This window comes from Serratia sp. JSRIV001 (assembly GCF_019968745.1).
Classification (GTDB): Bacteria; Pseudomonadota; Gammaproteobacteria; order Enterobacterales; family Enterobacteriaceae; genus Chania; species Chania fonticola_B.
In genome coordinates this window covers 1,632,640-1,645,019 of sequence record NZ_CP074147.1, presented here as the reverse complement: position 1 = coordinate 1,645,019, position 12,380 = coordinate 1,632,640, and the positions used below count along the sequence as shown (strand labels likewise).

Here is a 12,380-nt window from a genome sequence, read left to right as displayed (position 1 = left end):
AGAGATTACTTGGCTGAAGCTAACACTTCGCTGACGATCTCGACTGCTTCATGCTCGATCTTTTCGCGGTGCTCGGCACCCAGGAAGCTTTCGCAGTAGATCTTGTAGGCCTCTTCGGTACCCGAAGGACGAGCGGCAAACCAGCCGTTGTCGGTCATCACTTTCAGGCCGCCGATAGATGCGCCGTTACCCGGAGCTGCAGTCAGACGCGCGGTGATAGGATCGCCCGCCAGAGTGCTGGCCTTGACCATTTCCGGAGACAGCTTGGACAACGCCGCTTTCTGTGCGGAGGTTGCCGGAGCCTGGATACGGTTGTAGCTTGGCGCACCGAAGCGTTTGGCCAGATCGTTATAGTGATGCTGCGGGTTTTCACCGGTGACCGCGGTGATCTCGGCCGCCAGCAGGCACATGATGATGCCGTCTTTATCGGTAGACCAAGGCGTGCCGTCGAAGCGCAGGAACGAAGCACCGGCGCTCTCTTCGCCGCCGAAGCCGAAGCTACCGTCGAACAGGCCATCAACAAACCATTTGAAACCGACCGGCACTTCCACCAGTTTGCGGCCCAGATCGGCCACAACGCGGTCAATCATCGCGCTGGAAACCAGCGTTTTACCCACGGCAACGTTGGCACCCCATTGCGGGCGATGCTGGAACAGGTAATTGATGGCAACGGCCAGGTAGTGGTTCGGGTTCATCAGGCCCGCAGGCGTGACGATACCGTGGCGGTCATAGTCAGGATCGTTGGCAAACGCCAGATCGAACTTGTCGCGCAGGGCCAGCAGGCCAGCCATTGCCGATTCGGACGAACAGTCCATGCGGATGATGCCGTCATGGTCCAGGTGCATAAAGCGGAAGGTCTGATCGATGGAGTCATTCACCAACGTCAGATCCAGCTTATAGTGCTCGGCAATGCGCTGCCAGTAGGCAATGCCGGAACCGCCAAGCGGGTCGACGCCCAGCTTCAGGCCCGCACGCTGAATGGCTGGCATATCGACAATGTCCACCAGCCCTGCCACGTAAGGCTGCACCAGATCCTGCGCATGCAGATGGCCGCCAGTCCAGGCTTTATCCAGCGATTGACGCTGCACGCCCTGCAGCTTGAGGCTCAGCAGTTCGTTGGCACGCTTTTCAATCACGGAAGTCAGGTTGGTATCGGCTGGGCCACCGTTTGGCGGGTTATATTTGATGCCGCCGTCTTCAGGTGGGTTATGCGAAGGCGTAATCACGATGCCGTCTGCCTGCGCGCCCCCTTTACGGTTGAAGCACAAGATGGCGTGTGACACGGCAGGGGTTGGCGTAAAGCCGTTGTTTTCCTGCACCACCACGTCAACGCCGTTGGCGGTCAGCACTTCCAGCACGGAAATAAAGGCGGGTTCGGACAGCGCATGGGTGTCTTTACCCACGTAGCAAGGGCCAGTGGTGCCCTGTTGACGACGCACTTCGGCAATGGCCTGAGCGATCGCCAGGATATGTGCTTCGTTAAAGCTCTGACGAAGCGCGCTGCCGCGATGCCCTGAGGTGCCGAATTTCACCGCGTGTGCAGCATTACCGGCCTCTGGTTGCAGCACATAATACTGCGACGTCAGCTGGGCTACGTTGATCAAATCACTTTGCTGAGCGGGTTGCCCGGCACGTGGGTCATTAGCCATCGACTACTCCCTAAAATGCCAGTACTGTGGCCGGGCAATGAGTCGCTTACGGCCACCGTGACGGGCTGTTCGCTAAATTAGACGGTGCCGCAAACTTTCTCGATCAGTTCCGCAGGGAACTGCATGGCCTGCATGATGTGTTCGATCATGCTGCGTTTGCGGCCGGTGTTGGTATTGGTGATCACCCAGTAAGGCGTACCTGGCACATGCTTGGGCTTGGTATGCGTTCCGTTGGCCAGCAGCGTTTGCTGATCGCCAGCAAAATAGGTACGGGTACGGCCATGCAACGAATCCGTTGCCGCGGCAAAGCCCGCCGCATCGAGGGTGTACAAGGTGGAAAGTACCAGCATAAAACGATTTACAGCTTTGCTCTGTTCGGCATATTCGTCCGACAGCAGCAGCTCGCGCACCGCACGCACGCGATCGCGCGGACGCTGTGCTGCAACAGCAGCCGCTGACGGCTCTGCCTGGCCACTGGCAACCACAGGGGCCGTGCGCACAGGCTGGCCTGCTGTAAACTTCAACATACGCCGTAAAATATCAGACGCACTTTCACCGATATGTTGCGTGTGGCTGGCAATATAGCGGTAAAGTTCTTCGTCGACTTCAATAGTTTTCATCTTTATCCAGTACGTTTTTTCTACTTATGAACCTGAAGCCAATTGGTGCATTCAAGCCATGGGATTATAAGGTTAAAAGCGCGGGCGCGAACACTACAATGTTCTCCCAAACGGCAAAAGCAGACTTTAGCCAATCGCCCTGGCCGCCAACCCCTCACCATACCATGAAATATCGGCAAAATTCTGCGAACCAACCAATAATCTCTCTGGTCATGTTAACCTAACTCATTATCTCAAGATCATGAACTTCACCATGAAATTACATTATCAATTACTGGCCGCAGAGGCTGCCACGCCAGCGAACCTACCGATCGTGCTGATCCACGGCCTGTTTGGCAATCTGGATAACCTGGGCGTACTGGCGCGCGACCTGAACCAACAGCATACGGTGATCAAGGTCGATCTGCGCAATCACGGGCTGTCACCACGCGCAGCAGAGATGACCTACCCGGCGATGGCGCAGGATCTGTTGACGCTGTTAGACGACTTGCAAATCGAGCGAGCCATCGTGATCGGCCACTCAATGGGCGGCAAAGCAGCGATGGCATTGACCGCGCTAGCCCCGGAGCGGATTGAACGGCTGGTGGCGATCGATATCGCCCCGGTGGATTACGACATCCGCCGCCATGATCAGATCTTTACCGCACTGCAAGCCGTCACCGATGCGGGTATCACCCAGCGTCAGCAAGCTGCGCAGCTCATGCGAGCCACGCTGCATGAAGAAGGCGTGATCCAGTTTCTGTTGAAATCTTTCCATGCTGGCAGTTGGCGGTTCAACCTACCAGTGCTGATCGAGCAATATGAGAACATTATCGGCTGGCAAGAGGTTCCACCCTGGCCGCACCCGACGCTGTTTATCCGTGGTGGCCTCTCGCCTTACGTGCAGGATAGCTACCGCGATGACATAGCCCGCCAGTTCCCGCAGGCACGCGCCTATGTGGTTGCAGGTTCCGGCCACTGGGTCCATGCGGAGAAGCCGGACGCTGTATTACGGGCAATCCACCGCTTTATTGACCAGCCCTGAGCCCAAGTGGCGAAAAAACGCGCTAGAGAGAATAGCTTAGCGCGTTTGTAGCTAAGTTAGGCATTGTCGTCGCTCCATCTGCTGGGGTAATATGGCGCGCTATAATTTTGCCACCCTGTCCAGGTGTGAAGCTGCGCTTGGCTGGGGGTGAATTTGGGTTAGGGTTAATTGGCCCGAATTGTGTAAATCGAACCGTCTGGAAGCGTAAACCGCTTTTTGATGCAAACTCCCTTGCAGTAGCGCAACAATGGCAAAAGAACAAACGGATCGCACGACGCTGGATCTGTTCGCAGATGAACGCCGTCCAGGGCGCCCGAAAACCAACCCGCTTTCCCGAGATGAACAGCTTAGAATTAATAAGCGCAATCAGCTACGACGGGACAAAGTGCGTGGATTACGGCGTGTGGAGCTGAAAATCAACGCAGACGCGGTAGATGCTCTCAACAAACTGGCCGACCAGCGCAATATCAGCCGCAGCGAATTGATCGAACAAATGCTGTTGGCCCAACTGGCAGAAGAACAGCCAGAACACTGATCTCTGCTGCCGCACGCGCGGCACGGCGTTAAGGATGACGCCAGATCGGTTCCACCTCCGCAGAGGCATCGCATAAACGCGATAAAACCTCAGGGCAAATTTCTGGCATGATACGCATTTACGGCTGAGCAAGCCTGCCCTTGGCAGCGCCTCAGGCCGCGTTTACGCAACACATTCATTTGAATTAAAAGGTTATCTTTACTATGGCTCATGTAGGCATTTTCTTTGGCAGCGACACTGGCAATACCGAAAACATTGCCAAGATGATCCAAAAGACGCTTCAGCAAAAATTCGGCAACGACGTGGCAGAAATCCACGACATCGCCAAAAGCAGCAAAGAAGATCTGGCAGCGTTTGATATCCTGCTGCTCGGTATCCCAACCTGGTACTATGGCGAAGCCCAGTGCGACTGGGATGATTTCTTCCCGACGCTGGAAGACATCGACTTTAACGGCAAGCTGGTGGCGCTGTTTGGCTGTGGCGATCAGGAAGACTACGCGGAATATTTCTGCGATGCGATGGGCACCATCCGCGACATCATTGAACCACGCGGTGCGGCCATCGTCGGCCACTGGCCAACCAAAGGCTACCATTTTGAAGCCTCCAAGGGTCTGGCTGATGATGATCACTTTGTCGGGCTGGCCATTGACGAAGATCGTCAACCTGAGCTGACCAACGAACGTGTAGACGCCTGGGTCAAGCAAATCAGTGAAGAGCTGAGCCTGGCCGAGATCGTCGGCTAAGCCTCTGCCCCGGCGGATACGTAGCACATAGTAAGGGCGCCGTAGAGCGCGCCCTTCTGTTATCGGCATCACGGATTAGAGCAATAGAAGCTACAAGTTTGTAACTTCCTACCTCGCCACGGTAGACTGAGATATCGGTTTATCCCATCCATCAAAGCTTTGCATGATTACCCTGTAAACGTGCAAAGATAGGTTTGTTAACAACCGGCGGTTTCTATTTGCAGCAACCGGTTCTATAATGAGACGCAATTAACGCTTTGTGCCAACCGATGCCATAGGCGAGAACGCCTCAACTTGATTAGCATAGTAACAGGACTGAATCCGCATGACTGATAACAACTCCGCATTGAAGAAGGCTGGCTTAAAAGTCACTCTTCCGCGACTCAAAATCCTGGAAGTCTTGCAGGATCCGGCATGCCATCACGTCAGTGCGGAAGATCTGTACAAAAAACTGATAGATATGGGTGAAGAAATTGGCCTGGCCACGGTATACCGCGTGCTGAACCAGTTTGACGACGCAGGTATTGTGACCCGCCACAATTTTGAAGGTGGCAAGTCGGTTTTCGAACTGACTCAGCAGCACCACCACGATCACCTGATTTGCCTGGACTGCGGCAAAGTGATCGAGTTCAGCGACGAATCTATCGAAGTGCGTCAGCGCGATATCGCCAAGCAACACGGTATCAAGCTCACCAACCACAGCCTGTACCTGTACGGCCACTGTGAAACCGGTGATTGCCGCGAGAACGAAACGCTGCACAACAAGAACTGATCCTGGCCCGCCAGAACGCGAAAACCGCCTACACGGCGGTTTTTTTATGCCTAAATGACAGATAAAAAAATCCCCGGACAGGCCCGGGGAAAAATATCCACTCAATTATCACAATTGCAGTTTTCTCTCACCTCGCACTATCTCAGCCCACCTACCGACACGTAGGCGGGCGGAGTTCTCACTTACGCTTTTACTGGCTCGGCACGGCTGAAGCGTTTGCCATCCGGGCTAATCGCGCGGATTTGCACATCTCCCGCTACCGCAGGGCGCGCTTTATCGTCATAACGCTGCCACTGTTTGCCGCCGTCGGTGGAATATTCAATTCCCAGGCCCGGCAGAGCAATATTCGCCTCCAACTTGCCACCGATGATGCGTGCACCTGGGACCGGCAGGCGATAACTCACCCCCGCTTTATCCATCTTGGCCAGCTCACGTTGGCCAATCAGGTTGGCAAAGCGCAGCCAGTCCTGATCCAGGGTTTTGGTATCGACCTGATGGGTTTCGCCACCTTTGTACTCACGGCCAGCTTTGTAATCCTGTTCCCAGCTTGCACGGTGCCATGCACGTTCTGCAAGCGACACGGCACGTGGGTAAATCATGTATTCCATCTGCTGGTCGGTACGTACCACTTCGCTCCACAGCTGGGCGGAAAGACCATATGCGCCCGGCCATGGTTTGTCGCTCTTGGCGGTGAAGTGGTTACCGTCACGGTCCACCGAGGTTTCGGCGTTCTGCGGCAGGTTGTTCGGCGCAAAGCTGAAGATCTTCTGCTCGTCACTGAAACGGGTGCCCCAATAGTAACCATGCTCGTCCGGGCTGACTTCATACGGGAAGTCCATGTAGACGTAGTCCGGGTTAGAGATCACCACGTCATAACCCTTGTTCGCCCAGTCGTTAGCCGAGTCGAAACCACCCCAGTACAGGGTATCCCAGAAGTTCACCGCCACATGGTTGGTCGCGAAGGCCTTCGAGTCTTTGGCATCTTTCAGGCCGTCCTGCCACGCCTGCATTCTGTCAATGCCGTGTGCTTTCACCAACTGGCTGACTTCCAGACCGAAGTAGCTTGGCAAGTGTTCCATATCTTCCACTTTGCCGTCTTTGATGATGGCCTGGCAAACCTGCGACTTGGCCCACGGCTTGTCTTCTTTGCTCAGATCGAGGATGCCCTTGCCCGCTTCCGGGTTTTTCACGTCGGTATAGCCAGCGCCCAGACGGATGTTCTTCGCTTCGTCCCCACCAAAGTGCCAGGTTTTCAGCGGTTGGCCGGCCTCTTTGTGCATCTGGGCCACTTCGCCAATCACTTTGTCCACGAAGTTTTTGGACGAATCCAGGCATGGGTTCAGGTAGCTCTGGCGGTTGAAGTACTGCACCGAGGTGGTATTGGAGGTATCGGTCGGATCCACCAGGCGGAACTCGTTGGCTTCTTTCTCTTTCCCTTCGGCAAGCAGTTTCTTGTAGCGAGCTTCCATGGAAATTATCGCCGCACGGGCGTGCGCCGGCATGTCGATCTCAGGGATCACTTCAATCTGGCGTGCCTGAGCATATTTAACGATGTCGATATAATCCTGACGGGAGAAGAAGCCGCCATGCGGTGCCGGGCCAGAGCCGTATTGTGGCATCAGGCAGGTGGTCTCGCTCAGGTCATGACAACGCTGGCCTCCCACTTCGGTCAACTCAGGCAGGCCAGGGATCTCAATGCGCCAACCTTCGTCATCGGTCAGGTGGAAGTGGAATTTGTTCAGCTTGTAGGCTGCCATTTGATCCAGCAGGCGTAATACGGCGTCTTTTTGGTGGAAGTTACGCGCCACGTCCAGGAAGATGCCGCGGTATTGGAAGCGCGGTGCATCTTTGGCATCCAGCGTCGCGATCTTCTTGCTGCCATCCGAAGGGATTAACGACAGGATGGATTGCAGACCATAGAACACCCCAGTCTGATCGAAACCGACGATCTCGGCACCTTTCTCGCCGATCTTCAGCTGGTAGGCACCAGGCACGGCCTGATCGCCTTTGAATGCCGCTGGCTTGATATCCGTCTTGATTGGATAACCGTTCGCATGGCTCTCAATGCCCAGCAGTGCAAAACGCTCGGCTGCTGCATCTGCCGCTGGCTTGGTCAAGGCACTCAGTTCCAGCGCCACGCCTTTGCTCAGGTCAATATCCTTCGCGTGGACTTTAACTTCCATCGGGGTTGGGATGATTTGCCCACGCAGCGATGCCATCGGCAACACTTTCAGATCCTGGTTCTTGGTGAAGCGGCTTTCCGGCACCATCAGAATGTTGTTGTCATCCTTGGTACGCTTCCACTGGTCGCCGGTGAACGGGGCAACAAACTGGTGAACATCTTCCGTATCGGTATTCGACAGGATCTTCGGCTGAGCATCGCCGGAAGTGGCATACCAGCGCGGCAGGAAGTCGGTGCGGAACAACTGCCAGTATTCAGCGATAATCGGGATTTCCACCGCCTGATTGGCCGGGAAGCTGGTGAATTTGTCCGTCGGTTCCAGCTTATACAGATCGCCGGTAATGTGGGTGATTTTGAACTGGTCGTTATCGACCTTCAGCGTCTGGCGCGGGCTGTGGAAATAGATCGCCCAGTCTTTATCTTTGATTTCCTGATTGCCGTTGGTCAAGGTGATCAGCACCTTGTGGCAGGACGCCCAGTCGGCACCCAGCTTGGCACAGTCTACGCCGTTCTCGGCGGCACGGTTGTCCAACATCTTCAGATTGACCTGCAACTGGCTGAGTTGATCAACCACCTGCTGGTTGGCCATGGCAGAACCCACGCTGCCCAATAACCCAACGGTAGCCGTCAGGGCGGCGAGAGCACTCATCTTAAACTTGTTCATCTGCAACCTCTTGCGTAATCAGTTGTTGTTAGCGCGAATTTCTTTCCACAGCTTGCCGCATTTGGCGTCATACGCCTGGCCATTGCCGGTATGGGCGGCCTGGATGCAGCTTTGGTAATCCAGCACCCGCACGGTTTCCTGCTCAGCGAACTGTTGGTGCTGTTTCTCTTGCTTCAACACGTTCAGCACCGCCTGGCAGGCCTGCAATTTCTCTGGTGAACCTTCCGCGGTATTGATACAGGCGCTGTAAGCCTGGCGCAGCTTGACGTCTTCCGGTGGCGCGGCCGACTGCGAGCAGGCGCTAAGCCCGGCAACCGCGACCATAATCAGCATCAGTTTTTTCATGGTTAAAGTCCTGTGGCATTTCCCCGGCAGCCTGGCCACCGGGGAGGCGCATTAGAAGATGGTGAACGGTGCGATAACGATGAATTTGACGTCTTTCTCGTCCTGGAAGATGTTGCCGTAACCTCCGCCCCAGCTTGGGATATCGGAATGGTTGTCATACTGCGTGAAGTGCAGTTTGAACAGGGTGCCTTTGGCGCGCCCGTCCTGCATGGTGTACATCGCATCCAGGCTGTAAGCGCTCTCTCTCAGACGCTGGCTCTGATCGTATATCGGGTTGGTGCTTGGCTTGGCGTCCCAGGCGTAAACGTAGGAAGCGCCGACGGCCATGCCAGGCAGGTTCCAGTTGCTGAGGTCATACATCACGCCACCGAACACGGCTTTTTCGCCGTTGGCGTTAAAGTCGGAGCGGTTATCCCACCAGATATCGAGGCGGCCGTTTGAGGAGGCGTAGGTCGGGGTCATACGCTGCAGGAAGAAGCCTTGGTTACCTTCCGCCTTGACCATGGTGCCTTCCAGACGCCAGTTGAACTGGCCGGTGGTATAACCGAAGGTCAGCGCCTGCAACCATGCCAGACCATCATAGATGCTGTTCGGATCGCGATTATCACCGATGCGGTCTTCTGCGCCGTAGAACTGGTAGCTGGTGGTCATTGGGTTGCCAGCCAGGTCAAACTTGTAAGACGCCTTGGTGAAATACTGATTCACGTAGCCTTGCGCCTGGCCAAACGCGGCTTCCAGCACCAGGTCGTTTTTGAAATCGTATTTGGCACCCAGCGAGTGCAGGTAGGACACGTTGGTCTTGCGATCGTTCTGACGGAAATCGTCCATCTCGATGTGCCAAGGCGCCTTGTACTTGTTGGTCCACATGTAGGAGAAACTCAACGCACCTGAATCGCCATAGTCAAAATTGGCACCGGCTTCAGCCCCCTGGTAGGTACCCGGCATAAAGCTCCAGTGCGGGGCCAGCAACGTTTGCCCGGTTGGCTGGATATAACCGGCACGCGCCCAGACCGGGCCATACTTGAACTTACCGGCCGCTTTATACAGGCTGATACCGCTTTTATCGCCGGAGTAATCTTCGTCATAGGTACGGTTACGGCTGGAGAACGCGATTTCGTTCGGGTGGCCACTCTCGCTGGATTCGGCCATTTCGATGGCGGTGAACGCCGCCACATCGATACCAAACATGTCCGCCGCATAGCCGGAGGTGAAATCCAGGTTGGCGTTCCAGGTAGAGTGAGAGAGGTTGGTTTTAAAATCACCGGTTTCAACGTCTTTACGATCGCGTTGACGTTGCCAGTAATAGACCCCACCGGTCAGCGTAGAATCGTCGATAAACCCTTCCGCTTGCGCTTCTGGGGCCAGAACGAATCCGCTTCCTAATAGTGCACCCGCGACTGCGAGCGCCAGCGTTTTACGCTGAGCACCGTGCGTACCCATAAGAAAATTCCTCTTTGACTTTGACTTTAAAGTGCGCCCGCCTGCGTTCACCACTGCCCTGCACGGTCGCTAATATAAAAACCCTAATCGGGTAAAATTGTGCCGGGTGATAAAATTCACCTCGGCCTTGATACTGTAGCTAGACTATTTTTCGCGACGCGAATTATCAAATGAAAAGTGAGAGAGATTTGTCAAAGTATGACAAGGTGCACACATTGATGATAATTCGTTACAATAATGAGCAAGGTCACTATTTATAAATAATTTCCAATAAAATCAGATAATAAAATCTTAAAAAAGCTAATTCCCTGTGGATTGAAAGGTTTCAGCAAGCGAAAAACGCCGATTGGCGCTAAAAATGAGAGCGCTCTATAAATGATATTAATTCGCATCGCGAATATATAAGTCGAGATGATGAAAAATGACACGCAGTGATAACCAAGTTAATTCTTAGAAAAAAACAAGCGTGATCACCGCTAACAACACAGCGCAAGGGAGGGTTGGTTTTAGGGATAAAAAAAGCCGAAACGGGCGCAGCCTGTGTGCACGGGACTAGGTGCGGAAATTTGTAGGGGACGAACATGTTCGTCCCAAGTGGGTCAGGCAGTTAACCCTCCGTCGAGGATCAGGCTCTGTCCTGTCATATAACGACTGTCATCGCCGATCAGAAATACAGCCGCCCTGGCGACCTCGCTGGCCTTGCCCAAACGCCGCAGCGGGATTTGTTTGCGCAGCGCCTTCAGCGCCTCCGGTGGGATCGCGTCTGTCATCTCGCTGTGAATGATCCCCGGCAGCAGGCAATTCACCCGGATGTTAAAGCGCGCCACCTCCAACGCCAGCGACTTGGCCAGGCCTATCATCGCCGATTTACTGGCAGCGTATGCCGTCTGCCCCACATTGCCCTTGATCCCCGTTACCGAAGACATCAGTACGATAGCTCCTTCCCCCTGCCCCATCATGGCTGGCAGCAGGTGCCGGTTCCAGTAGAATACGGCATTGAGGTTAGTGTCGAACACTTGCCGCCAGCGCTCGCTAGTTTGTTGGATATGCAAACTGTCTTGGGTGATCCCTGCATTATGGATCACCGCCACAGGCGCTCCGAGGCGGATCAACAGTTCTGGTGCTACAAGGTTCACCGCCTGCTCATCACTGCCATCGCAAACAACGCTTTCCACCCAGCCAGGCAAGCCGGCACAGGCCTCAATCACCTCGGCTGAGGGCGATCGATCGCTACGGCAGGTCAGCACCACGTTCCACCGTTTGGCCAACTCTTCCACCAGCGCGCGGCCAATCCCCCGGCTACCGCCGGTCACTAAAACCCATTGTCTGGTCATAGGCTTATTTATGCTGTTCGGCCAGAGATTGGCACAGTTCACCCAGTGTCATATTGGGTTTATCGATAAACATTTCGGCACTCAACGTGGCGCCAAATTCACGCTTGGCCAGCACCATCAGTTCGACGTAATCCAGGCTATCGAGTTTTAGCTGATGCAAGGGCATCTCTGGCGAGAGGTCGTCCATCTCGAGATCTTTGGCGTCACAGATCATTTCGCTGACGGTGAGGTAAATTTGTTGGTACTTTTCCATGGTATATCCTTATGTTTTTAACTGGCCAACGGCCAGGTTTTCAAGGTGACTGCCGTTGTTATCAGCGGTTGCGACAGCGTGTTAGCCTGGATCTCCGCCCGTAACACCCAGCCGCTGTGTTTATCCCCCATGATCAACATTGGCGAAATCTGGTAGTACAGCCGCTCGGCAAGGTGAAAATGGGGATCGGGAGTAAAAAACTGGGCGCTAAAGTGGGTTTCATGGTGTGTCTGCACCACCGGGATCTGCGCGAACACGTCGAGCAGCGTCTCGGCAGCCAGTTCGGGAAACGCTGCGCTCAGCGTCGCCAGCGTTGCCGGCGATTGCACCAACATCTGAAATAACAGCGCATCAAAGAACCCCCAAGTCTGAGTGATATCCGAGACCTCTCCGGGAAATCGGCGGGCTAATGCCATCACTTCAGCCATCGTCAGCGAGTGTTCCTTCACGCCAACACTCAATGGCAAGAGTGGTGCCGAAGTCAGCGTGCTGCTAAAACAGCGTTCCTGCGTGGTACTGTCCAGCAGCGTACCGGTCACCGAGCTTCCCTTGCTGGCTATCTGCAACTGATAGGACGTCTGGCACAACACTGGCTGGCGCAAACGTGCGCGGAAGGTATAGCCATCCTGATCCGGCGCTGCAGCCAGCAGGGCTGTGCTCAGGTGGCGTTTCATATCCAGCATCGCACGCATCCCATGTACGCTCAGCTGCGCCACACCGATTTTGCGCGCCTGTTGCAGATCAAAATGGATCGGATTGTAATCGCCAGAAAATGCGGCCCAGGCTTCAGCATCTTGCACGGTATAAGTGAGGTCCATA

At 54.8% G+C, this 12,380-nt stretch carries 12 protein-coding genes; 4 read left to right on the top strand and 8 right to left on the bottom strand.

The genetic code is table 11. The annotated features are described in order from the left end of the window. Positions 1-5 precede the first annotated feature (5 nt). Positions 6-1,649: a phosphoglucomutase (alpha-D-glucose-1,6-bisphosphate-dependent) gene (pgm, locus tag KGP17_RS07435; RefSeq protein WP_071682262.1), complete on the bottom strand. Its 1,644-nt coding sequence runs from the start codon at positions 1,647-1,649 to the stop codon at positions 6-8. Positions 1,650-1,726: 77 nt separating this feature from the next. Then, positions 1,727-2,269: a replication initiation negative regulator SeqA gene (gene seqA / locus KGP17_RS07430; RefSeq protein WP_021805296.1), complete on the bottom strand. Its 543-nt coding sequence runs from the start codon at positions 2,267-2,269 to the stop codon at positions 1,727-1,729. Positions 2,270-2,510: 241 nt separating this feature from the next. On the opposite strand from seqA, the gene ybfF reads away from it, so the two are divergent. From ybfF to fur, 4 genes are all read left to right on the top strand, one after another. Continuing rightward, positions 2,511-3,293 (top strand): esterase, encoded by a 783-nt coding sequence (gene ybfF / locus KGP17_RS07425; protein ID WP_172413983.1) that lies wholly within the window; start codon positions 2,511-2,513, stop codon positions 3,291-3,293. A 247-nt stretch (positions 3,294-3,540) separates the two neighbouring features. Then, the gene (ybfE, locus tag KGP17_RS07420; RefSeq protein ID WP_021805298.1) at positions 3,541-3,828 is read left to right on the top strand and encodes a LexA regulated protein; all 288 of its coding nucleotides are present in this window, start codon (positions 3,541-3,543) and stop codon (positions 3,826-3,828) included. Positions 3,829-4,031: 203 nt separating this feature from the next. After that, positions 4,032-4,571: a flavodoxin FldA gene (fldA, locus tag KGP17_RS07415; protein WP_021805299.1), complete on the top strand. Its 540-nt coding sequence runs from the start codon at positions 4,032-4,034 to the stop codon at positions 4,569-4,571. A 325-nt stretch (positions 4,572-4,896) separates the two neighbouring features. Beyond that, positions 4,897-5,343, top strand: a complete 447-nt coding sequence (gene fur, locus KGP17_RS07410) for a ferric iron uptake transcriptional regulator (RefSeq protein ID WP_021805300.1) — start codon at positions 4,897-4,899, stop codon at positions 5,341-5,343. Between the two features lie 182 nt (positions 5,344-5,525). Here the strand turns inward: fur and KGP17_RS07405 are convergent, their stop codons facing one another. The 6 genes from KGP17_RS07405 to KGP17_RS07380 all read right to left on the bottom strand — a co-directional run bounded on the left by KGP17_RS07405 (position 5,526) and on the right by KGP17_RS07380 (position 12,379). Continuing rightward, complete coding sequence (locus tag KGP17_RS07405) at positions 5,526-8,189, bottom strand: beta-N-acetylhexosaminidase (protein WP_223499111.1); 2,664 nt, start codon at positions 8,187-8,189, stop codon at positions 5,526-5,528. A gap of 18 nt (positions 8,190-8,207) precedes the next feature. Further along, positions 8,208-8,534, bottom strand: coding sequence for a ChiQ/YbfN family lipoprotein (gene chiQ / locus KGP17_RS07400; protein ID WP_021805302.1), 327 nt, complete (start codon positions 8,532-8,534; stop codon positions 8,208-8,210). 51 nt (positions 8,535-8,585) lie between these two features. Beyond that, complete coding sequence (locus KGP17_RS07395; RefSeq protein WP_115158764.1) at positions 8,586-9,974, bottom strand: OprD family outer membrane porin; 1,389 nt, start codon at positions 9,972-9,974, stop codon at positions 8,586-8,588. Positions 9,975-10,573: 599 nt separating this feature from the next. After that, on the bottom strand, positions 10,574-11,308 hold the full coding sequence (locus KGP17_RS07390) for an SDR family oxidoreductase (RefSeq protein ID WP_223499110.1): 735 nt from the start codon (positions 11,306-11,308) through the stop codon (positions 10,574-10,576). 4 nt (positions 11,309-11,312) lie between these two features. Continuing rightward, entirely contained in the window at positions 11,313-11,561 is a 249-nt protein-coding gene (locus KGP17_RS07385) for an acyl carrier protein (protein WP_021805305.1), read from the bottom strand. Between the two features lie 17 nt (positions 11,562-11,578). Continuing rightward, complete coding sequence (locus tag KGP17_RS07380) at positions 11,579-12,379, bottom strand: MaoC/PaaZ C-terminal domain-containing protein (protein ID WP_223499109.1); 801 nt, start codon at positions 12,377-12,379, stop codon at positions 11,579-11,581. Position 12,380 lies beyond the last annotated feature (1 nt).